Genomic DNA, 23,831 nt, shown 5'->3' on the forward strand with positions numbered 1-23,831 from the left:
AATTTACGCGGAAGACACCGCTGAAGCATGTTCGGCCATGGCTCACTGCGAGAATGCGGGCGATCAGCGGAAGTTCATGTATGCTCTCGACGCCGTCGGCCCGCGTTGACCCTGATACTTCGAGCCCAATGACCCCGACCCATACGGTGTTTCCGCAGGGCTGGACATCATGAACAACGCCAGCTGGCCTACTTTCATCTCGGGATACAGAGCGATCGGCAAATTAGAAGCATTCGATAACTCGAACGTGATGTAGCCGTTAAACCCAGGATCGATAAACCCTGCCGTGGAGTGCGTCAATAGCCCCAACCGGCCCAAGGACGACTTCCCCTCGAGGCGACCAGCCAAATCCGCTGGCAGGGTGAACTCTTCCAATGTTGACCCCAACACAAACTCCCCGGGGTGGAGGATGAACGCGTCGCCCTCCTTCACCTCCACTAACGACGTGAGATCTTCCTGCTCTTCTTTGGGATCGATATGCGTATAGCGCGCATTATTGAAGACGCGAAAGTAGCGGTCCAGGCGAACATCAATACTGCTCGGTTGGACCATCGTCGGATCGAAGGGAGAAATACCTAGGTGTCCAGAATCGATTGCAGAACGAATGTCACGGTCGGAGAGAATCACAGGCCATAGTTTACCCCCGGCCTGCCGGAACCCCACAAGCATATGGCTCTATCCGCTCCACTACCACCAGCACGTTGACCGGGAGTTTTGTTGGCTCAAAAGTGGCAATGCTACGGTAAAGGGGGAACATGCGTTGCAGTGTTCGCTGATCACGTTTGGGTCATGCGTATCACGAATTTTTCATAGCAGTTCTTCATGCCGATGTAGTTCAATGGTAGAACTCTTGCTTCCCAAGCAAGCGGCGCGGGTTCGATTCCCGTCATCGGCTCCACATAAACAAGCCCCTGGTCACACGGTTGTGGCCAAGGGCTTGTTGTTTTTATTCCTTCAGATCCAGTTACTCCACCATGTCCATGTTGTGTCGCTCGGGTAGAGCCACAGCACCAGCAACCGCGATAAAGAATGACGCGCCAAATATGGTGAAGACCAATGGTGTTGACCCCCACTCCAAAAAGATCGGAACGATCAAGGGCGCCACCACACCTGCCACTCGACCGACGGCTGCAGCCGCGCCAGTTCCGGTCCCCCGCATCGCCGTCGGGTAGATCTCCGGGCCGATCGCGTACAAGGCACCCCACGCGCCCAAGTTAAAGAAGCTCAGCAACAGGCCTGTGATGATGATTCCCGTCGCCCCGGACTGCAGGCCAAACAGAATCGCCGACACCGCAGAACCACACAAGAACACCGACAGCGTCAGGCGTCGGCCCCATTTTTCAATCAACCATGCCGCTGCTGCGTAACCCGGCAGCTGTGCCAGGGTCATCATCAACGTGAACTCGAAGGACTTCACCAGCGAGTGTCCCTGCAGATACAACAAGGTCGGCATCCACGTAAACGCTCCGTAATAGGCCAGGTTGACGAAGAACCACACTACCCACAGGGCAGTCGTGCGGCCTCGCATGTGGGCACTGAATATCGAGGAGTCTCCACCAGCTTTCTCACCTAGGCGGTTCTTCTCCACGGTGACCCCGTCCACCGTGCCCTTAGTGGTATCTCCCTTGGCGACGGACGTCGGCGTCAACGCCACTGCTTCATCGAAAGGAACCGTCGAATCACGTGACGATCCTTTCTCGAAGAGGCGAACGCTGCGCTCGGCCTCCGCAAGGCGACCCCGGCTCTCCAAGAAGCGCACAGACTCGGGTAGTCCGTGACGAACAACTAGGGCGTAGACGGCGGGGACGATTCCCACCAGCAGTGCCCACCGCCAGCCGGGCCAGCCGCCCCATTCCTTCGGCACCAGGAAGTAACCGAGCAGCGCGGACATGATCCAGCCGACCGCCCAGAACGATTCCAACGCCACAACGATGCGCCCGCGGTTCTTCCGCGGGGCAAACTCAGAGACCAGCGTCGACGCGACCGGTAATTCCGCACCAAGGCCCACGCCGACGATGAAGCGCAGGATCAGCAGCATGACTAAGCCGACGGAAAACGCCGCGGCACCCGTCGCGATGCCGTAAGTCAGCAGGGTGAGGGCGAAAACATTGCGGCGCCCCCACTTGTCAGCGAGCAAACCGCCGACGGAGGCGCCAATCATCATGCCCACGAAACCAATGGATCCCAACCAGGAGGCTTGCGTGTTCGACAGGGACCACTCTGCCACCAACGCGGCCATCACATAGCTGATCAAACCGACGTCCATGGCGTCCAGAGCCCACCCGACACCTGAACCAACGAGAAGTTTGCGATGTTCGCGACCGAAAGGCAATGAATCGAGCCGGTCAGAACGCGTAGGGAGCTGGGAATGGACGGTCTGTGATGCGCGCATGTCTATCTTCCGTGAGAGCTTTACGCAGGACAATAGCGCCCATCACGCCAATTGAAAAGAGAACCCACCCGAAAGTGTTCAGCTTATCTATTACTTATTATTTATTAATCGATTTACGACGACGGGACATCCACCACGTCTGAACAAGCGGCACCGCGGCAGCCAACGTCCATCCAAGAATAATGTCGAAAACGTAGTGCTCAGCGAAGAAAACCAACGCAAATCCCATTGTTAGCGCGTAAATCAACGCAATACTTCCCCATTTCCACCGACGACGGCTGAACAGAAAAGTAGCGAAATACATCGTTATTCCGGCATGCAAGGACGGAATCGCCGAGACCAAATTCGACGACGCTTGTGCTTTAGCGAGCGGGCCTTCGCCCACGGGGACAGGCTCCACAGGACCTAAGGTCGGACCATCAGTGCGTTCCTCACGGCGGGCACCGTCCTGAAAATCTTTGACGCCATCAGCCAGACCAAAGGGGGCAATCTGGCTCCACGCATGGGCAGTGAGGCGTTCAACCCAGGGTTCGGGCGAGTCATTCTTATTGTTCACCGGGCCCAAGATAGAACCCTCACCAGCATGTTCAGCGGAGAACATACACGGCGTATGAGAAGGCTGGTCGGCTACGTCGGCAGGTGTGCACCGCGCTGCCGCCCACGGAGGAGCCGCGGGAACAAAAACATAAATTCCCAAACCAATAAATGAAACGGCGAGCAAACCAACAATGTATCGACGAAATTCCGCGCGTGACCGTAACCATTCAATAAACGCCACCGTGTAGGGCATGAAGAAATATGAGGAATACACAGCCATGAGAATGAATTCCCACCAGGGTGCATCCGCGTAGCGCCAATGTTCTTGAAGCCACACATTCGGCAGTGTTCCGCCGAAAAGCCAGCGATCAACATCGGGAGCCAAGTGCCATTGGACCGGAATCCCCATCCAACCGACGACGGTTTTGATTCCCCGATATGCGAGCAGAAAGAGAATGAACAGGCCCCAGTCCACCAGAATGTAGGCCAGGCGGCTGTGCCCTAACGAATAAATTGCGAAACTGACAAAAAGCAGTGGAACCAGCAGCGATCCCACTTCCGACCAGCCGGCGAGTACGCCGATCGCACAGACCGCCACTACCCATAAGGCCATTCCCACACGACGCGTCGTGACTAATTGATCCTGCGAAAGAGATCGTAGCCCCGGAAGCCGATAGCGATACGTACCTCTGTTAGCGAACCGACGGCGACAATGCTTAGTCCACCGTTCCTTCACCGATCGATCTCGACTAGCTCGATCCTTGAGACTCTGATCATTTTTGTGATCCGGATAGATGTCAGTCGCTGTCACGCAACCTCCCACGAAGACGTCGATTTGCGACGAGAGGTCGACCGCGACCACACGATCAGAGATAGTAATCCGAGCACGCTGATGAATACGACGCCGATGTGCAGGATCCACAAGGATGTTCCGTCCCACACAGCGTGCAGCATGACCGCGGTTACCCAGGCCCAGACAAACACCCGTCGGCCATTGCTCGGTGCAGGCGTATCAGCGCACCGCCACAACGCCCACACTGTGAACCCTGTCCACGCCACGTGGCCCGCCGGGGACAAGAGCCCACGCAGCAAGAGGGTCGCACTCACGGCGTCCACATTCCCGTGCGTAGCAATAAGCGCATTAAGGCCGTACCCCATCGTTTCCAGCACGGCGAACCCGGCACCGGAGGCGACGCCCAGCACAACACCCATTCCCGCAGTCCGACGCCGACCCCACAGGTAAATCACTCCGGGGACAATGAGCTTGGCCGTTTCCTCGATGACGGCCACAGCCAACATGCCTAACCAAGGCATGCGGTGTAAGACGTCGAACTCTAACGAACCTGCAGTGGTTGTCCCGACGATTCCGCCAAAAACAGCGGTGAGCGCAACCAGCCCCTCGTGGCCGTGAACGCGCTGGTCGGCAGCGTAGGCAACAAAAAGCACAGCAAGCGGAACCGTAACTGCGCCGATGAGGAGCAGCGTCGGAAAAAGATTGAGGTTATCCGTCCGAACCATGACGCGCATCACGACGGAATAGGCGATAACGCCGACGACGAGGGTCACCAGCCCCCACCCAACTCCTCGACGGCGCGACGAAACCGAGGGGCTACCTACAGCGTCCGAGTATGGGCCTCCCGAATATGGATCGGGGAATGCCGGTCCCTGTGACGACAAATCACGGGGCGAAGGAAAGCTCACGAGTACCTCTCTAAGAACAGGTTATTTTTGGCGACGGATCATATTTGGTTGTCGTTGTATCACGGGAAATTTCCTGCCCGGTGGATAATGACGTCACAACGCGCGTATCCGTCACGGTGAATCCTTGGGACCCCGATGAGGGATGACAATCAGGACCTGACAATTGCTGTGAGGATGGGCTTGTGAAGTTTGTTTTCTCCCCCTGAATAGAATCCACTTTCACCTGTGGAATGCCCTTAATCTGCACAGTAATATCATCATCACCGGTGAATGCTTTAATCATGACCGGCGTATCAAAAGGATTTTTAAATTTTAAATCAATGGAGCCTTCGTACACGGTGGCTTCCCGGCCCGCAGGGTATCGAGAAATGTAATAACTATGAGGCGTATGTGCCACATCGGTCATTCCCGCGAAATAGGTGGCGTTATAGAGCGTCGTAGCAAACTGGCTGATTCCCCCGCCAACGCCTTCATCCGAATGGCCGTTTTTAATGATGCCGGCTTTCACGAATCCCTGCGCTTCCCCACGAGGGCCCGTGAATCCATTCAGGCTAAAAGTTTGACCTGGAGAAACGATGGCGCCATTCACCATTTCCGCCACGCGGCGAATGTTGACCCCGGAATCCGCCGCATATCCCCCCGTCGTGAATTCCCCCATCGTCTCACGAAAGTCGGCCTTTTCCGCGATCTCCGTTGTAAACGTCGCTTTATCATCCGTGTAGGCGACGTCATAATCACGGACAGTGGTATTCGTCAATTTCCCTTGCAAATCATCGAGGGTTTTTGACCAGTTAATGCTCACACCATCTTGGCTAGGCGATGTGACCGTGACCGAACCGTCGTCGCCAATAAGGACATCTGCATCCTTCTTTGTTCGCTCGGTGGAGCTTAATTGCGAGGAAAGAATCGACTTCGCGGCACTGTCGTCGTAGTCGGCTGTGAAATGGTCACCATCGGCCCGGAAGGTAACGATTTGCCCCATATCTTCTGGAGCAATAATTCCGCTCACATCATCGCAGCCCTTAAAAATTAACGGGCCAGAGACAACTTTATTGAGGACATCCCGCTCTGCCTGCTTAACCGCTTTCTCACCGATCTCAGGCTCAACTTCTTCAGCCGGAATCTCCACAACGCGGGTGGTGTTCAACCAATGTTTAGACACATTCTCGGCCAGCTCATCATGGTTAATCCTTTGGCCAGTGACTGGGTCCTTAACATCGGCTTTACCGTCGGAACCAATAGACAGCTCGGCATTGACAGGCTCGCGGGTGAGTTCTTTATCAACACGCTGGAGCGCATTGTCTAAGGAACCCTCATCAACATCGTTAACAATGCCGACTTCGCGGGTTTTCCAGAATGCCTCAATGCGGGTCCACGGATTCTTCGGTTGATGGCCGGCGTTCTCGATCGTCTGATCCCAGTCCACCCGTAAACCGGACATCGTCGGATCAAGTGACGAAGTCATATCGCCAGCATTGATAGAGACAGGCTCGCGAACCTTATCTCCTAGTTCATTGCGGAGCATAGTATCCGCACTTGTTTTACTCATTCCACCAATGCTGACGCCACCAACCTTGACGCCACGGGGAACCTGCCCCTGGCTCATCACTAAATCAGTGGCATATGCAATTCCCGCCATCAGCAACAGGAAAAGCAGAAAACCTAGTGACCACCAGGCAGCACGGTGATGTTTTCGTCCGGGGCCAGCGGACGTACGCGCGTGTTTACTACTAGACACAGCGATTAGCTTATATGCACTAACCCCGTACCTAAACTAAGAGACCTACACTGGGATCGTATCGACCGAGAGGATTTCCAATGTCTGACACCACTTCAGCTCACACAGAACCGACGAATCACGCCCCCGACGCCAACAATGGAGGCCACAAAGACACCATGCTCATCGCCTACGACGGCTCCGTCGAAGCGAAGCGGGCACTGGAATATGCGGGCCGCTTCCTCAGCACCCCGCGCGCGTACATTTTGACGGCATGGGAGCCGCTGCAGCACCAAGCTAACCGTGGCGTCGGAGCCTCCATGGCTGGCGCCATTTACCAGCCTGCCGACAACCCCGAGGACGGCGACCCCGCACACGCTGAAGCCCTCCAGACGTGCAAAGAAGGGGTACAGATCGCCCGCGAGAACGGCTTTGAGGCAGAACCGTTCTTGGTGGAGTCCGCCACCACCATCTGGAGCGCTATCGTCGATGCCGCCGAAGAGCTTCACGCCGACGTCATCGTGTCCGGTACACGTGGCCTCACCGGGTTCAAGTCGCTCTTCCAGGCCAGCGTGTCGGATAACGTGTTGCGCCACTCCGGCAAGCCGGTGCTTATCGTTCCTCCGCTTCCCGACAGCAAGTAGTCGCGATCCAGGGCACATCGCGGGGCACCCTGATATCCACCAACGCCCGCCTGGTGCCTACCTGGTGCCCCGTCGACTGAGACAGGAAGTAGACGCAGATCGTATCCCCCACCTAGGGTTAGAACATCACACCGTCGATGAGGAGAGTCCGTGAATGCGAACGCGGGTGGCCGCAGCGTCTTGTCCAGACTTCCCGGTAGCGCATTCGGCGCACGGCACCGCCGAGCTATCACCCGCAGCTCCTTATGCGCCGGCGCCATTTTATTAGTCATTGCCATTGCAGCGCCGACGTTCATCGTCCCCTCGCTCAAGGAATTGCCGACGGATATCGACTACGACGTGTCTACGGCGCCAACTCGGGGGATCCTCATCGACTCGGCAGCGTTTAAGGCTGGCCGCCCCTCCGCATCGCATTCCTCGGATCCGGCCTGCGTCGGACAGGCCATGCCGACGCGCTGCTACATCGAAACAGACGTGCCGCTGCGGGCGAGCGAAAAAGTGACGACGGCGTCGTCGTCGAAAAAGACCACAAAACTTCGCGCAGTATCGACGCTCTACGCCGGCGACCTGGACACTCCGGAAAGAGAGGGCGGCTCGGACGCGAAGAACCAGGTAGACGCGGATAATGAGATCGGGTCGATCCACGATGAGGTCGTGGTGAACCGCCACACGGCGTTCCCCTCGAAAAAGCCTCAGTCCTCTGTTGCGATGGATTTATCCGCCTTGGGGATGGGCGACGATGTGAAGGTATCCATCAATGATTTCGTTCGCGATGGCTACCAATTTCGATTCCCCTTCGGGTCTGAACGACGGTCATACCGGTTCTTTGATGCTGCCACCGGTACCGCGACCCCCATCGATTTTGTGAACGCGATTCAGCAGCGCGGAAAAGATGTGTATTCGAAGGGAATTGATGTTTATCAGTTCAGCCAGGACCTGGGGCCCGTCAACCTTTATGATGCGCAACGGCGGCTCATGGACAATGCGGGCAATGCCTCGGAGGAACAGCGGCAGGAATTAGACAGACTTCGGCGGAACATTCCTGCGTCCTCGTGGGGATTGAGTTCCGGTGCCCCTATCCAAATGGATCCTTATTATGTGGCTACCCGAACGATAAATGTTGAACCAGCGACCGGAATAATAACGAATAATTCGGTCACGTTATGGGTTTTTTATGCCCAAAATTACAATGAAGCAAAAACGATTAAGGAAAATCAGGATAAAGAATTAGCCTCTCCTTCTCGGACTATGCTTCACTTCGACGCTCAGTGGGGTGACCGTACGAAAGACGCACGGCTACACGATATTCAGAGAGTGATTAAGCCGCTCAATATCTGGAGTAAGGCCGTTCCCTGGATAACGGGCGTGAGCGGGATGATCTTAATCCTGGCCGGGTTGTACTTGTATTTCGACGCGCGACAAGCCAGCCGCCGACCTGCAGGGAAGTCCCCAGAAACCCCTGGTTCGCTCTAATTGCGCGAGCGCGTTGACCCGTTGAGCACGTTAACTATTTTATCGCTCTGCTACTTGATCAAAATCACAGTCATTAGAAATGTCACACCGGCATATGCGGGTTCGGGATAGCGTCGGGCCCGGCGGTAGTCCTAATCTGTTTTCGGCTTATCATCACAAAATTAAATTGCGCTGAACGGAGTGACTGATGATTTGGTTTCATCTCCTTATCGTTCTTGCCTTCATTGTTCTGGGGGCTCGTTTCGGGGGAATTGGCATTGGATTCGCGGGTGCAGCAGGTGTCCTAGTACTCGCCATCACCGGGGTCTCAACATCGACAGACGATATTCCGTGGGCTGTTATCGGAATCATCATGGCTGTTATTTGCACCGTGGCCGCCCTACAAGTGGCCGGGTCGATGGATTACTTGGTTCACCTGACCGAGAGGCTTTTACGCAAGCACCCACAACAGATCGTCTACTTATCTCCCCTGGTCACGTTCGTCATGTCACTCCTGTGCGGAACTGGCCACACCGCATACTCAGTCATCCCGATCATTGTCGACGTTGCTAAAGAGCGCGGAATTCGGCCCTCCAGGCCGCTCTCCATTGCCGTCGTGGCGTCGCAAATTGGTGTGGCGGCGTCGCCGATTTCTGCTGCTATGGCCGCGCTGGTCGTCGCTTTGGATCCCTTCCATGTTGGATACTTGCAATGCTTAGCGATTGTTATCCCGACGACGTTCATCGGGTGCGCGGCCGGCGCATTTGTGGCCGCTCGACAGGGTAAGGAACTGGCCGATGACCCCGTTTACCAGGAGCGGAAGAAGCAAGGCCTTGTGAAGCCGTCGGCAGCTGGTATTGAAAACTACACTCCGGCGAAGAGCGCAGTTCCTAGTTTGTGGGTCTTCCTGTTTGCTCTTATTTTGGTGGTCACCTACGCGACGGTCACCTCGAAAGAGCTGGGAATTGTCGATAACCCGCCGCTGAGTGCGACGCTGGCGATTATGGCCGTCATGCTCACCGCGGCAGCCGTCATTTGTGGTCTAGCGAAGAAGCCCTTCGGCGAGATCACCACTCAGGAAACCTTCCGTTCCGGCATGACCGCAGCTATCTGCATCATGGGCCTCGCATGGTTAGGAAATATGTTCGTCAGCCACTACGCCGACACGATTTCCCACGGCCTGTCGGGCGCTTTGCATTCGCAACCATGGCTCTCTGCCGTGTTCTTCTACTTCGCCGCCCCGCTCATGTTCTCCCATGCCGCGACGACGTCCGCCTTCATGCCGCTGTTCGTGAAACTCGGCCTCCCGGCAACGGCATTGGTGGCCAGCTACCCGGCGGTGTCTAACTACTACCTGCTCCCCAACTACCCGACGACGGTTGCGGCGATGGAGATGGACGACACCGGCTCCACCCGCGTGGGCAAAACGCCGCTCTCCCACCCGTTCGTCCTGCCCGGCACGGTGTCCATTACGGTGTGTGTTCTTCTCGGATTCCTTATGGCTCCGATCCTGTTGTAAACACCCGGGCTGTGAACGCGCGGGCTGTCAACGGGCAGTCGGTAAACACCTCTGCCACTCCCACCTGCCACTCCCCTGCGCTTAGCTACACTGAGGAGGCATGAAAGACCACTACCGGGCAGTCGTTATTGGTGCAGGACAAGCTGGTCTTGCCGGCGCTCATGAACTCGTCCACCGTGGTCTCACACCCGGGGACGACTTCCTCATTATTGATTCCAATGACGGCCCTGGCGGTGCGTGGCGAAACCGGTGGGACTCGCTCACGTTCGATGCCACCCACGGGATTGCCGACCTTCCCGGCTTACCGCTCGGCGACCCTGACCCGGACATTCCCGCGTCGCGCGTCGTCGCCCAGTATTACGGCGAGTATGAGCGGAAATTCGGACTTGCCGTGGAGCGACCAGCGAAGGTCATCGGCGTGTGCAGCAGCGACGAAGAAAGCACTGACGTGCTCACCGTGGTGTGGGTGAAAGGCGGGACGTGCTCTTCTGTGACCTGCAACGTCGTCTTAAATGCGACGGGAACGTGGACGCACCCGTACATTCCCTATATTCCCGGCATTGCGGACTTTCAGGGCAAACAGCTCCACACAGTGAATTTCACTACTGCCGACGACTTCGCGGGCAAGAAAACGCTGGTCGTTGGGGGTGGCTTGAGTGCCGTGCAGTTTCTTCTTCAACTTGCCCCTGTGACAGAAACGATGTGGGCAACTCGTCGGCCACCTAATTTCACCGACCGCACATTCGATACGCGGTGGGGCCGCGATGTTGAACAGGCTGTTCGCGAACGCACCTATGCCGGCGACGAGCCCGCCAGTGTGGTACGAACCACCGGCATTCCGCTATGGGATACCTACCTCAACGGTGTCCGCGAGGGCGTCCTGGTGAGCCGCGGAATGTTCACCCGCATTACTAGTGACGGCGTTGACTTTGAGCCACCGACATCGGCGTCGGCGGATGGTCTTGGGCCCAGCTCATCCGATCACCTCGTCGTTCCCGAAAGCTGGCAACCGTACGACGCCCACCACCACGAAACCGTCGACGTCATTTTTTGGAACACGGGGTTCCGCCATGCGCTCGAGCACCTCGCACCGCTGAAATTACGCATGCCCGGCGGCGGCATAAAAATGCGCGATGAAGTGCGCGTTGAACGAGATCCACGCATTTTCCTTCTCGGCTATGGATCGACCGCCTCGACCGTGGGTGCTACGCGCGCGGGCCATCGAGGGGGACGCGCAGCCATGAAATACCTGAACCATCATTCATCGTAGACGTGGCTGAGCTGAGGAGATAGCGAGCTAGATAGGAGGCCGTAGCTTCAAGCGTCGCCGTCGGGCACCCCCATGAAAAATTTATTCCTGTTCTCCCGACACATTTCCACCCCACTCACATATAGTGACTCATAACACATTTAAACGGGTATGTGAGTGCGCTCGCACACCACCTGCACGAACGCGCACGAATGCGTACAGACTGCACGAACGCGTACGCACTTGTACGACAATGATCAACCAGGGAGAAACCACATGGCACCTGCCGCCGAGACCCAACCCCAAGCATTCATTTACGAGGCGCTTCGAACACCCCGTGGCAAAGGGAAAAGCACGGGCTCGCTGCACATTGCGAAACCGATCACACTCCTCACCACGCTTATTAAAGAAATTCGCCGGCGCAACCCCGATATCGACGAACAACGCATCTCCGACGTCATCACCGGCTGCGTGACACCCGTCGGGGACCAGGGAATGGATATCGCGCGGACAGCGGCGCTCATGGCGGACCTCCCCTACTCCGCCACCGGCGTTCAGGTGAACCGCTATTGTGCGTCGGGCCTCAGCGCGGTCAACTTGGCCGCCGCTAAAGTTCGCTCCGGGTGGGATGACCTCGTTCTGGCCGGAGGGGTGGAATCCATGTCTCGGGTTCCCATGGGATCCGACGGCGGAGCCCTGGCGATGGACCCCGAAACTGCCTTCCACACGGACTTTGTTCCCCAGGGAATTTCCGCCGACCTTATTGCCACATTGGATAATGTCACACGAGAGGACGCCGACACCTACGCGGCACGGTCTCACCAACGCGCTGCTCACGCGTGGGCTGAGGGCCGTTTTGCCAACTCCGTCGTCCCGGTCACAGACCAGAATGGCCTCCAGCTTCTCGATAAGGACGAAACCATACGCCCTGACGCGACCGTCGAATCGCTATCCGGGCTCAAGCCGTCGTTCGCCAAAGTGGGGAGGATCGGGGGTTTCGACGCGGCCGCACTGACCCGGTACCCGCAGGTTCAGCACATCAATCACATTCATCATGCAGGCAATTCCTCAGGCATTGTCGACGGCGCCGCCATGACGCTCATTGGCACTGAACAAGCTGGTACCGACATGGGGCTTACTCCCCGTGCTCGCGTCGTGGCCACCGCCACCACCGGCGTCGAACCAACAATCATGCTGACCGCCCCCGCACCTGCTGCACGTGCTGCACTCCATAAAGCGGGGCTCACCGCCGACGATATCGATGTGTGGGAAATTAACGAAGCCTTTGCAGCCGTCGTCCTCCGCGCACAGCGCGAGCTCCAAATTCCCGACGAAAAACTCAACATCAATGGTGGAGCCATCGCCATGGGCCATCCGCTCGGCGCGACCGGCGCCATGCTGATCGGACACGCCGTCGACGAACTCCACCGCTCTGGCGGCCGCTACGCGCTGATCACACTCTGCGTCGCTGGTGGTATGGGGGTCGCCACCATCATCGAACGCATCTAGTCGATGGTGAAAAGCAACATCTAACCAATGTTTACCCAGGCCAACGCCGACACGAATGACCACACTCACCAGCCCAAGGAGCCTACGATGACCAACACAACGATCCACTGGGACACTGACGATTCCGGAATTGTCACCCTGACCATGGATGATCCCGCCTCACCCGTTAACACGATGAACGACGCATTCCGCGCGAGCCTCCACGACACGGTGGAGAAACTCACCGCGGCCGTCGACGACAAGGCAGTCACGGGCGTCATCATCACGTCTGCGAAGAAAACGTTCTTCGCCGGTGGCGATATCACCTCCATGATTAACACGAGCCCCGACGACGCCCAAGCCACCTACGACATGCTAACCAGCATGAAAAAGGATCTTCGCGCGCTGGAAACGCTCGGCGTGCCCGTTGTTGCCGCGATTAACGGTGCGGCCCTCGGGGGCGGGTTAGAAATCGCGTTGAGCTGCCACTATCGCATCGCCGCCGATGCTCATGGTTCCACTATTGGCCTTCCCGAAGTGACTCTGGGTCTTCTGCCAGGTGGTGGCGGTGTGACACGCACTGTCCGCATGCTGGGGATTCAAGAAGCACTCATGTCAGTGCTCACCACGGGCAAGCGCATGCGTCCTGAGCAGGCTAAAGCACTCGGCCTCATCGACGATGTCGTCGCCTCTGACACGCTCATCGACGCCGCACGCGATTGGCTGTCCAGCAACCCTGAACCTTCGCAGCCATGGGACCGTGAGGGCTACCGCATTCCTGGCGGAACCCCCACATCGCCCAAGCTAGCGAGCATTCTTCCTTCATTTCCCGCGACGGTGACCAAGCAAATCAAGGGCGCTCCCATGCCCGCGCCGAAAGCGATCCTTTCCGCAGCGGTTGAGGGCGCACAGGTGGACTTCGACCACGCCCTCGACATAGAAACCCGTTACTTTGTTGAGCTGGTCACCGGACCTACAGCGACCAACATGATGCAGGCGTTTTTCTTTGATCTGCAGCACTGTAATGGCGGGGGTTCGCGTTCCAAGAATGTCGAAAAGAAAAGGTTCAAAAAGCTGGGCATGGTCGGCGCCGGAATGATGGGCGCAGGCATTGCCTACGTTGCCGCAAAGGCGGGACTAGAGGTCGCGTTGAAAGACGTCGAACTGGCCAACGCCGAACGAGGAAAGGCGTACTCGGAGGGGCTGGAGAAGAAAGCACTGGACCGGGGACGTACCACCACCGAAAAATCGCAAGCACTCCTGGACCGCATCACACCGACAGCCGACTACGCCGACCTCGCGGACTGCGACATCGTCATCGAAGCGGTCTTTGAAAACACTGAGCTCAAACACAAAGTGTGGGCCGAAATTGAGGAGGCCGTCCCCGACGACTGCCTCCTCGGATCCAACACCTCGACGCTGCCGATCACGGGCCTCGCCGAGGGCGTCACTCGCCCCCAGAACTTCATCGGCATCCACTTCTTCTCCCCCGTGGACAAGATGCCGCTCATCGAGGTCATCAAAGGCGACAAAACCGATGACGAGACTCTCGCCGGGGCGCTCGACTTCGCGCAACAAATCCGCAAGACGCCCATCGTCGTCAACGATTCTCGCGGGTTCTACACGTCACGCGTCATCGGGTTCATGCTGGATGAATCCCTACGCATGCTCGCCGAGGGCATCGACCCTGCCGTCATCGAAACAGCAGGCCGCCAAGCCGGCTACCCGGCACCGCCCTTGCAGCTGACCGACGAACTCAATCTCAAGCTCGTGCGCAAAATCAACACCGAAAACGCCAAGGCCGCCCATGCAGCCGGTGTTCAAGTTGATGACGGCGGCGTCGCCACCATCGTCGATGCGATGCTCGACGACTATGACCGGCCAGGCAAACTCGAAGGCCGAGGGTTCTACACCTACACCGACGGGAAGCGCACTGGTCTATGGGATGGCCTGTGGACGGAACTAGGTGCGGGACGTGTGTCCATCGGTGACTACGAAACAAAGGTTTCCAACAGGGACCACGTTGGACGGCGCGACGTTGCCCCTAACCAGCCCTCCGAGGGTGCCCCCACCTTCGCTGACCTGCGGGAACGAATCCTTTTCGCCGAAGCTCTGGAAACACAGAAATGCGTCGACGAGGGTGTGCTGATGGACGATGCCGACGCGAACATCGGCTCGATTATGGGGATCGGATTCCCGGCGTGGACTGGGGGAACGCGCCAGTACATCAAGAACTACGCACGGCCTGAGGATGCTGATCTCCCCGCCGACGCAGGGGACGATTACCCCACCCGAGGTATCCCCGGATTCGTCGCACGTGCTCGTGAACTCGCAGCGAAATACGGTAAACGCTTCGAGCCTATGGAGTCATTGACGTAGGCCTGGCCGCGACCAGCACGCGCTTCATGAGGTCGCTGGCGTTGTTCGTGTCGAGCGGAATGCCATCAATCGTGGGCAAGCGTCGGATCATTTCGTTCAGTGCCCGGCGCGCCCGCCGCGCATCAATCACCTCGTCGGGGTTTTCGACCCAACAGCCGCACAACACGACATACGAGAACTCGTTAATCAGCGCCGAGAGGTCCTCCCACTCGGCCAGGTCCTTGGGCAAGTCACGAGCATATAGTTCCTCCATCCGACGAGATGCGCTGAGCTCGAGCAACACTTGGCGACGCGCCACTATGCCCGGACGCGTCAGGTCCGTCCGCTCCGCCACATAATCCAACAGGAAACCGTCGGCAAGAAGAACACGACGAGCCTGCCTCCGCACGATCGACGTCGGCGCCCGGGAGGACCCTGTAGCCCACAACACAAAGAGAGCCACGATGGCGCCGATAATTGTTTCCCCTGCGCGCTGGGAGACAATCTCGGTGGCGGTCAAGTTGTTGGTGGGCGCGGTGTTAAGAATCAGGAGGATCATTGCGGTGATCCACACCGACCCCAATGCGTAGTTGCGCCCAATGGTGAACAGGGTGGTCGAATACAGAAGGGCACAGATCAAAAGCAGAGGTACCGTCGGTGGATCGATGACATGGATTACGCCGAATAAGGCGATACCTACCAACGTGCCGACGACGCGATCGAACCCGCGGTGCGTTGTACTAATCCGGTCTTTGCCCAAGCTCAGCACCATGGCGGAGGTCATCACCGCCCAATACGGGTGGCCAAAACCCAAACCGTAGGTCAGCGCCCCCGTCAGGAAGATTGACATGCCCATGCGCAGTCCAATTTGCACTGCTGCCGAGCGAAAACTCAGCGACCATTTCACACGACGAAGAGCCGACGGCGGGCCCAAATGCGGCGATACGCGCGACAATTTCGGCGGGTGGTCCGCATTCACGCGATACTTCATCCTGCGGAGTGTGTGCCACCGACGCCACACAACAGCTTCTACGAACTGCGTGTGGATATCCCGGGTCTTTTTCTCAGCGTACCGGCCGAATGTCGACAGTGGCTTGAGTTGGCGCCCCCAACCATATCCCAAGCGCACATCCTCCAAGGCTGTAAAAACTGCTGCATGCGCCGTCACACGACGTCGGGCGGCTTCTGTGTGCGTCAGATTTTCCTCACGCATCGCCTCCACGGCGTCCTCCGCCGCGGTGATGTCGTCGCGCATCGCTTTGTTGCGGTCCACCAACTGCAAACCCATTGAAATACACAGCGCCATGACGTACCCGCACGCACCTGCTGTCACCAGAGTTACCCCGTCGACCCCCCTGGTGGGTAGGTATGTTGCCACGGCACAGGCAATGACGTACTGCATGGCGCCCGGGGGGAAGGTAATCAAGCTGTGGTAAACGATGCTGCCGAAGCAGCCCATCAGTGCCATCACCACAACCATGACCATGATGTTGCCGGAGATCACAACGCCCAATGCCTGCGACGCGACAAAGCACACACCGAAAACGATAAGAATGCGGAGCCGGCGTAGCGGGGGCATATCACGGGCCGACATTGCGATAAATACGCCCGTCAGACCCGGCATGGCCAGCACTGGCGAGAAAACAATGGCCAAGGTGAAAAGAGTAATGAGGCCCGTAAACATCCCGTGGATCGTGTACCGACCCGTCCCCGGAGATTCCGGCAGAGAGAAAAAGTTACGAACTTCCCGCCCGGAAAGCTCTATAAACCTGTTCCACCATTTCACCAGCTATGACCACGTCTCCTCGGCCCAATGATCCCCACGATTCAAAAATAGCCGCGAGGTCAAGGTGTACCCCGCAACGCCAGCTTCCATTATCGATCCGTCCACGCTCAACAACAATTCCGCCTTACCAATATTGTTGCGATAATTGTCAATCGCCTCAGACAGAATCATGACACCGCGAACATCGGGTCCGTCGTGGTACGACTGCTCCGTCCGATCGATGCGAACCAGCAGGTCACCGGCTTTGTTACGCATCATGTCCACATCAATATGGACTCCGTCCGCCGACACTAACCCCAGGTGGGAGCGATGACGTGGCTCCGGGATATCCCGACGCACCCCCACCATCGTGCCGTACACATTCGTTTCGGGGATGATCGCGGAATCAATCACACCCGACGCCACATCTGCGGCCGCCGACGACGTCGTCACGAATTCTTGAACGAGTCGCCCGCCACACAGGCGAACACGTCGCGGCATCGTCAGACAATGAACCCACCCATCGTCCGCCGTCGGCTGGTCATCCGCATCCGGCAAACCGGCCCAGGCGATCATTATCGCATCATTGACGGCTGCATCATCGCCCGTCACTGGCGCGAACCGGGCGGCATAAAACTCGTGGCCCAGATCCAGTTCACTGCACCCGCGTTCAATGTGGAATGTTGTCCCTTCAAGCCGGCCAACCCAATACACACACTGTGCTGAACTGGCAAAATGATGCGCGTGCGGTGAGACACCCCGCATGCTGACCACGAGAACATCCTTATCCTCCCCCGTTGAGCAATCACGCATACGGAGCAGATTGGGATACTCCCATGTTGACGCCTCCGGGACGATATCAAAGGTGTCGCCCTCCTCGGCATCCGTTGTGTCGAGGGTCAAGGGACCGTCCGCCGTCCATGTCCGCAGATTATCCGAGCGGTACAAGGTTAACGACGGCTCCTGCACCGAACCCAAAACCATCCGCCAGCCCCCATATGGCGAATCGGGGTCTCGGAACACGAACGGGCCACAGGCTCCCTCCGGGGAGGAAGCGCTATCTAACAAGGGGTTATGACTACTTGGGCGACACCACCCGCCATGCCGGCCACTGGTGTCAAACAAGGCGGCCAGGTTCACCGACGCGTTGCACCAATCTGCTGAAAAATGACCGGATGCTGAGTCTTCGGCCGGCGTCGAGTTGTGAACGCGACGCCCCTCCCCCTGGGGAGCAACAATGCCCGTATACACCAGACGCACGGTGCCGTCGTCGTCACGAACAGCGCTGCCTGACAAACACCCATCCCGGTCATAGTCGTGGTTGGGAACCAGCACGTCCGGGTGGAAGCGCCATTCGGATCTCAGCCGCGGGGTGTGCCCATCTGGGCCCGGGGTCACCACAACGCTGGCATGCCCCCAGCGAAGGCGTGAATTCTGTACCGGGAAGCACTGGTCGTGGGCAAAGAAGACATGAAGACGCCCGTCATCTGTCACCACACCGTTGGGTGCCATAAGCCTGCCACCCGCCGGCGTCACATGAAATCGCGGACGCCACGCCTCTATCACGTTCGCTCCTCGACGGGCCGTAGACACTAGTCTTTCACCTCGGTTGTGTGGAGTTTCTCGTCTAAATCCTCCGGGGCGAGGTTCGCACGGGAGAAATCTTGCGTCAATGGGAGCTTGAGCTCGAGGTCCGTCCCGGGGCATAGCTCAATGACGCCCTCTTCGAGCTCGAAGTCCAAGACGTGGCCACCGCTGGTGCGATCGTCGTCAATGAAGTGCACGTGGCAGCCCGGAACCGAAATTCCTTTTTCATAAATGGGGGTGCGGAAGCCAGCGATGACGCCCGATACGTCATTAAATACCTGGGCGGCATCCTCCTCGGTGACCTTGTGCATGGGCCGATAGGGGCGCTCTTGGCGAACCACGGTGCGAGTTCGCACCTCAGTGAATTTTCCGCGGATACGCAGGGCATACATGTAGTTTTCCGACGGGGTCATGCTGTCGATAAATGACGACAGGTCCGCCCGGCTGATGTGTGATGGTGCTTCGCGGACAATGCGGGGCACGAAGTTCGTTGCCACCGCGTAGGGTGTCCGCTGCTCGAGTTCCGCGGGGCGGGCTGTTCCGTCGTGTTTCAACTGGTAACAGACCCCGTCGATAATGACCATCTCCCCATCGAGGGCATCGAAGGTCCCCAACCCGAAGTTACCTTTACCCAGTAACTCGCCGATGGTCATTTCTCCGTCGTAAATACCATCTAACAAAGCAGTCATTAGAGAGTTTTGGAAGATGGTGTGCCGTACTACTGGATGATCATGACTCATGACCAGCAATATTACACGCATAGGGCGCACACCAGAGATGATGTGCGCCCTTGGCGTGCTTCCTTTGGAAGAGGAAGGTTTTACTTCGTCTTCATCTCATCCAGGGCCTTGTTGCCATCCTTATTGGCTGTCTTGATCCTGGTCTTGAGGAAGTCGAACTCGTCCCAGATTTCCTGCGGAACCTTCGGGCCCAAGCTCTTCAACCAATCCTCGGTATCGGAGAGATCCATCTGCCACTTATCCGCAGGTGCGGTCAGCGCGGCTTTGACATCCTTCGGGTCCGTGTCGAGGCCATCGATATCGATGTCCTTCGAGTAAGCGGTGTATCCGACCACTGTCTTCTTGGCATCGACGCGGCCCTCGATGCGATCCACGATCCACTTGAGGACACGGCTGTTTTCGCCGAAGCCGGGCCAGAGGAAGCGGCCGTCGTCGCCGCGGCGGAACCAGTTGACCAGGAAGACCTTGGGGAGTTTGTCTCCCCCCTTCTTGCCGATGTCCAGCCAGTGCTGGAGGTAATCACCCACGTTGTAGCCAATGAACGGCAGCATGGCCATCGGGTCGTAGCGGAGAGTACCGACCTTCGCCTCAGCAGCGGCCGCGGTTTGGCCGGAGGCCAGCGTGGCGCCAATGAAGGTGGCGTGCTGCCAGTCGATAGCTTCGGTCACCAGGGGCACGGTATCGGGGCGACGTCCACCGAACAGGATCGCGTCGACCGGCACGCCTTTCGGATCATTGAACTCGGGCGCTGCAACTGGGCACTGTTCAATCGGTACGCAGTACCTGGAGTTCGGGTGCGAGGACAAGCAGTCTTCGTCAGGAGTCCAGTCCTTACCCTTCCAGTCGATCAAGTGGTCTGGCTCGTTTTCGAGGCCTTCCCACCAGACGTCGCCATCGTCGGTCAGCGCAACGTTGGTGAAGATGTTGTTCCCCGGCTCCATTGTCTTCATGGCGTTGGGGTTGGACTTGTAGTTCGTTCCGGGGGCGACGCCGAAGAAGCCGTTTTCTGGGTTGACTGCGTAGAGCCGACCGTCGTCGCCGAAGTGGAGCCAGGCGATGTCGTCGCCGATGACCTCCGCTTTCCAGCCGGGGATCGTCGGTTGGATCATCGCGAGGTTGGTCTTACCGCACTGGGACGGGAAGGCGGCGCAAATGTGGTAGGCCTTGCCCTCGGGCGAGATGAGCTTCAGGATCAGCATGTGCTCTGCCATCCAGCCTTCGTCCTTGGCCATGACAGATGCGATGCGGAGGGCGTAGCACTTCTTCGCCAAGATGGCGTTGCCACCGTAGCCGGAGCCGTAGGACCAGATCACGCGGTCCTCAGGGAACTGCGTAATGTACTTCGTTTCGTTGCAGGGCCACTTGACGTCCTCTTGACCTGGCTCCAGTGGGGCACCTACCGAGTGCAGGCCCTTCACGAAGGGGCCGTCGCCGATCTTGTCGAGAGCTTCCTTGCCCATTCGGGTCATAATGCGCATCGACATCACGACATAGCCGGAGTCGGTGAGCTCGATCCCCAGCTTGGGGTCGGGGTCGGTAATCGGGCCCATGCAGAACGGAACCACGTACATGGTCCGACCCTTCATCGATCCCTTAAAGTGCTCGCTCATTTCGGCGCGCATTTCGTCCGGATCGCGCCAGTTGTTCGTCGGGCCTGCGCCATCTTGGGTCTTCGAGCAGATGAACGTCCGAGATTCAACGCGAGCAACGTCGGCGGGATCTGATGAGGCTAAGTACGAATTGGGGCGCTTCTCCTCATTCAGCTTGATGAGGGTCCCCTTTTCGACGAGGTCTTTTGCGATGGCTTCCCACTCTTCATCTGAGCCGTCGCAGAAAACGACCTTATCCGGCTGACACAGTTCAGCGCACTCCGCGATCCAATTGAGCATGTCTTGGTTTGTCGTAGGGGCGTTACCTTCGAGCCCCGGGATCATAGGTGCTGACATAGGATTTTCTCCTCACATCGATGTACAGTGCCGGTCGCCCACGCGGTCTGTTCGCGTTCCCGGCTTCTGATACCACTGTAACCGGAAGTAGGGGGAAAAAGAGGCTCTTTACCCCAATTCGTGTAGCGACGAATTTCACATTTTGGGGGGTATTTTTCGCCCGTTTAATCACGACCCTTTTCGAGGTTCGATTTACTTGTTTTCTTGGACATTTCCGACACGCACACCGTCATCAATCCCAACTACCGCGCTCGATGCATTCCCACCGGCCCCGAGTCCAGGTGTCTAAACACTGCTTTGATCTGGACGATCCCCTATCGCCTGTAGCCGACCCGCGATCTCGGGTTGTTCCGTCACGTGAAGAACCCTCGTCCCCACCCGCTGCGCTGTGACTCTTCTCACTGTGACTAGTGAGGTGGGTGACAGCCCCACCCAAGGAATGTACTTGATAAGAAATTTCATTGCTGGAGTTGTGGGAGCTGCGTACCGACGTTCTTCTCTCAAGATTATGCCCCTGAGTACCCCCAATATTGTGCTCCTGATCAGCACGCCCCTCATCCAGCTCACCGCCGGAACTCATCGCCCACGAGGCATATCCCCCGTCAAACCGGACGGTCGTCACCCGGTCGACCATGCCATCACCATCAGAGTCGGTGTACACCGTCAAACCATCATCGTCGGAGAGCGTCACCGAGTCACTGGTTCCGTCACCATCCGCATCAAGCCGAGCATCACCCAGGTCATAGAAGGTTCCCTCGAGCGACAACGTCAGCCCCGATACCCCCGGCGGGCCCGTCTCACAGTCCGTCAATCCACAGAGCGCCGACGCCGACGGGGGCCCGGCCGTCGAATGGCCACCCCACCAGTCCCCCAACATCTCGTCGTCGTCAAATAAGAAAAATGCATCCGACATGTCCGTCGCCTCTCGCTACTTATCGGATGACGTCATTTGCCGACCGGCCGGGTAATACCTGGTCGCGGAACATCCGGCCGAGGACCACCCTGCCGGAGAGAATCCGACCGCGGAGCACCAGCACGTGAAGCGCCCGGGCGTAACGACGACGCCATCTCCATATGAGCAAGAGCCTCCTGCAACGCCACCGTCCGCAAACCCCCTGACCGCAGGCGTTTCACTCGTTTTTCCTCCGCGTGACTAGTCACCCGACGTGCATGATCAATCCACTGATCGCGTGCTAATGCCAGCGCATCCGCGCCGCCCACCCGTCGAAAATTATTCTGAAGCTGCTGGTGTCGCATGTAACTGACCACAATCGCGCAGAACAAGCCGAACGCAATTCCCAGACTGATTGAGACCCCGAACGCGGTCCCCACTAGGGGCATCACCACCACCCGAGCCACCCCGAGACCAAGGCTGATCCCAACGGAAATGATCAAGATTCGTTCCGTCACGCTCGCTTCCGGCGGATCGAAGGGCACATCTATATATGGCACTGGCTCCGTGCCGGCGGGCCGGTCATCATTCAGCTGATCCGTGGCGGCATCAATAATCTCGGGCAATTCTTTCGGGTCAAGGCATGAGCGCCAGGCCGATGATGCCGACCGATACGCATCCTGAACAGCGCGATCCATCATCGCCCGGCAATTTTGGTTCGTGACAGTCATACTGTCCCGGCGCTGTTTTTCCTCTGTGTGCAACCAATTTCTCAAGATGCTCGAGGGAAGCAGCACACGTGGCGAAACGTTGTATGTGAGTTTCTTCTCAGGAACGCGGACGACACCAATATCAGAGAGGACAGCCGTCGTCGCCGAGCTTGGCGTCGATGTCGATACCCCCGATGAAGGAACCGGCAATGTGTAATACTCTTCCACGTCGTCGGTGACATCATCAGTGGCCTCAGCGGCCGGAGCGTGATCAGAATTATCCGTACCACGAACTACATCACTGTTGCCGGGATTGCTCGCTCTATCACTTCTGCCTGGATTATCCGCCGTCGACGATGCCACGAGTTCTTGCGCGTACCGGTGGCATACCGTCATCAACTCATAATCGGAATAACAAATCGGGATGCCTTCCCAGTCACGTGGCAACTGCTTGCCATCACCAGGAAAAAACAGGGCACCAGCCGAACCTGCAGAAAGCGCTCCATCAGGCGTCGAGAGAATCACAACATGATCCACGGCGCGGCGAACAGCCTCAAGAATGCGCTGATCCTTATCGGGAATAATCGTGTGCGCGGCGGGCGGCACCACGGCCACAACAACATCAGGTTGCACCTCGGGGCCAGCAGCAATAGCGACCTCCCAGGTCACATTTTCAGGGTCACCAGGGAAACCACCACGTACGGCAGCCTCCACCACACCAGCTACTCGAGGGAGCGCCGCCACGTCCGGCCCGATAATGCTGACGACGAAATGTCGTTCTCCCCCATCGTGTCTTCCATCAATCGGCCCGATGCCGTCCGATTCGGGAACACCCGTCCACGATGTTTGTTGAGGAACCGCAGGCGCGCTCATGCGGCACCACCCACCTGACCGTCGATAATCTCTTGTATTCGATCACGCATCGCAGGATCTACCGCAGCACTCTGTTCCAAAGCGGTCGAGACCTCCGATGGGGAGTTCACATGAGTTACAGCGTGGTCAAAAAAGCGTCGGGCCTCGCTATTGCTATGCGGATACGACATTTGAATAAAACGGATGAGCGACGAGACCGACATCTCCAGCTGCATACTGTCCCCCCTGATTAATGAGTGATTAATGTGCCGCGCCCATCCC

18 protein-coding genes and 1 tRNA gene are annotated in these 23,831 nt (G+C 57.8%); 7 read left to right on the top strand and 12 right to left on the bottom strand.

The genetic code is table 11. The features are described from left to right. Positions 1-63: 63 nt before the first annotated feature. The gene (gene dcd, locus KCQ76_RS09815) at positions 64-627 is read right to left on the bottom strand and encodes a dCTP deaminase (protein WP_046202128.1); all 564 of its coding nucleotides are present in this window, start codon (positions 625-627) and stop codon (positions 64-66) included. Positions 628-824: 197 nt separating this feature from the next. Between dcd and KCQ76_RS09820 the strand changes: the two genes are divergently transcribed. Then, positions 825-898: transfer RNA gene (locus KCQ76_RS09820), tRNA-Gly, on the top strand. A 66-nt stretch (positions 899-964) separates the two neighbouring features. Here the strand turns inward: KCQ76_RS09820 and KCQ76_RS09825 are convergent. From KCQ76_RS09825 to KCQ76_RS09840, 4 genes are all read right to left on the bottom strand, one after another. Continuing rightward, positions 965-2,392: an MFS transporter gene (locus tag KCQ76_RS09825; protein WP_046201954.1), complete on the bottom strand. Its 1,428-nt coding sequence runs from the start codon at positions 2,390-2,392 to the stop codon at positions 965-967. Positions 2,393-2,489: 97 nt separating this feature from the next. Continuing rightward, positions 2,490-3,740: a phosphatase PAP2 family protein gene (locus KCQ76_RS09830; RefSeq protein WP_146003216.1), complete on the bottom strand. Its 1,251-nt coding sequence runs from the start codon at positions 3,738-3,740 to the stop codon at positions 2,490-2,492. Continuing rightward, positions 3,737-4,630: a PrsW family intramembrane metalloprotease gene (locus tag KCQ76_RS09835; RefSeq protein ID WP_197416793.1), complete on the bottom strand. Its 894-nt coding sequence runs from the start codon at positions 4,628-4,630 to the stop codon at positions 3,737-3,739. Before KCQ76_RS09835 ends, KCQ76_RS09830 begins: the two co-directional genes overlap by 4 nt. Before the next feature lie 10 nt (positions 4,631-4,640). Further along, positions 4,641-6,269: a VanW family protein gene (locus KCQ76_RS09840; protein ID WP_082089860.1), complete on the bottom strand. Its 1,629-nt coding sequence runs from the start codon at positions 6,267-6,269 to the stop codon at positions 4,641-4,643. Positions 6,270-6,448: 179 nt separating this feature from the next. Here KCQ76_RS09840 and KCQ76_RS09845 point away from each other — a divergent pair, with 179 nt between their 5' ends. The 6 genes from KCQ76_RS09845 (at position 6,449) to KCQ76_RS09870 (ending at position 15,078) form a co-directional block, all read left to right on the top strand. Then, positions 6,449-6,991, top strand: coding sequence for a universal stress protein (locus KCQ76_RS09845; RefSeq protein WP_373369127.1), 543 nt, complete (start codon positions 6,449-6,451; stop codon positions 6,989-6,991). 150 nt (positions 6,992-7,141) lie between these two features. After that, positions 7,142-8,464 carry a PorA family protein gene (locus KCQ76_RS09850; protein ID WP_046201953.1) on the top strand — a complete coding sequence of 441 codons (1,323 nt, stop codon included), beginning with the start codon at positions 7,142-7,144 and terminating at the stop codon, positions 8,462-8,464. 187 nt (positions 8,465-8,651) lie between these two features. Then, positions 8,652-9,962 (top strand): anaerobic C4-dicarboxylate transporter family protein, encoded by a 1,311-nt coding sequence (locus KCQ76_RS09855; protein ID WP_046201952.1) that lies wholly within the window; start codon positions 8,652-8,654, stop codon positions 9,960-9,962. A gap of 100 nt (positions 9,963-10,062) precedes the next feature. Continuing rightward, positions 10,063-11,232, top strand: a complete 1,170-nt coding sequence (locus tag KCQ76_RS09860) for an NAD(P)-binding domain-containing protein (protein ID WP_046205209.1) — start codon at positions 10,063-10,065, stop codon at positions 11,230-11,232. 255 nt (positions 11,233-11,487) lie between these two features. Continuing rightward, on the top strand, positions 11,488-12,720 hold the full coding sequence (locus KCQ76_RS09865) for an acetyl-CoA C-acetyltransferase (protein ID WP_060941965.1): 1,233 nt from the start codon (positions 11,488-11,490) through the stop codon (positions 12,718-12,720). An 87-nt stretch (positions 12,721-12,807) separates the two neighbouring features. Beyond that, complete coding sequence (locus KCQ76_RS09870) at positions 12,808-15,078, top strand: 3-hydroxyacyl-CoA dehydrogenase NAD-binding domain-containing protein (RefSeq protein WP_221914862.1); 2,271 nt, start codon at positions 12,808-12,810, stop codon at positions 15,076-15,078. On the opposite strand, the gene KCQ76_RS09875 is transcribed toward KCQ76_RS09870, so the two are convergent. The 7 genes from KCQ76_RS09875 to KCQ76_RS09905 all read right to left on the bottom strand — a co-directional run bounded on the left by KCQ76_RS09875 (position 15,059) and on the right by KCQ76_RS09905 (position 23,773). Further along, entirely contained in the window at positions 15,059-16,711 is a 1,653-nt protein-coding gene (locus KCQ76_RS09875; RefSeq protein WP_221914863.1) for an FUSC family protein, read from the bottom strand. The two genes, KCQ76_RS09870 and KCQ76_RS09875, sit on opposite strands and share 20 nt — an antisense overlap. Before the next feature lie 135 nt (positions 16,712-16,846). Then, positions 16,847-18,529, bottom strand: coding sequence for a glycoside hydrolase family 32 protein (locus KCQ76_RS09880; protein WP_082089859.1), 1,683 nt, complete (start codon positions 18,527-18,529; stop codon positions 16,847-16,849). Beyond that, positions 18,415-19,149 carry an acetolactate decarboxylase gene (gene budA, locus KCQ76_RS09885; RefSeq protein ID WP_046202124.1) on the bottom strand — a complete coding sequence of 245 codons (735 nt, stop codon included), beginning with the start codon at positions 19,147-19,149 and terminating at the stop codon, positions 18,415-18,417. Before budA ends, KCQ76_RS09880 begins: the two co-directional genes overlap by 115 nt. 80 nt (positions 19,150-19,229) lie before the next feature. Next, positions 19,230-21,095 (bottom strand): phosphoenolpyruvate carboxykinase (GTP), encoded by a 1,866-nt coding sequence (locus tag KCQ76_RS09890; protein WP_221914864.1) that lies wholly within the window; start codon positions 21,093-21,095, stop codon positions 19,230-19,232. A 232-nt stretch (positions 21,096-21,327) separates the two neighbouring features. Beyond that, entirely contained in the window at positions 21,328-22,008 is a 681-nt protein-coding gene (locus tag KCQ76_RS09895; RefSeq protein ID WP_052722287.1) for a DUF6802 family protein, read from the bottom strand. A gap of 32 nt (positions 22,009-22,040) precedes the next feature. Next, positions 22,041-23,570 (bottom strand): SDR family oxidoreductase, encoded by a 1,530-nt coding sequence (locus KCQ76_RS09900; protein WP_046201947.1) that lies wholly within the window; start codon positions 23,568-23,570, stop codon positions 22,041-22,043. After that, positions 23,567-23,773, bottom strand: coding sequence for a hypothetical protein (locus KCQ76_RS09905; protein ID WP_152646904.1), 207 nt, complete (start codon positions 23,771-23,773; stop codon positions 23,567-23,569). Before KCQ76_RS09905 ends, KCQ76_RS09900 begins: the two co-directional genes overlap by 4 nt. Positions 23,774-23,831 lie beyond the last annotated feature (58 nt).

The sequence above is a fragment of the Corynebacterium parakroppenstedtii genome, assembly GCF_019754935.1.
Lineage (GTDB): Bacteria > Actinomycetota > Actinomycetes > Mycobacteriales > Mycobacteriaceae > Corynebacterium > Corynebacterium parakroppenstedtii.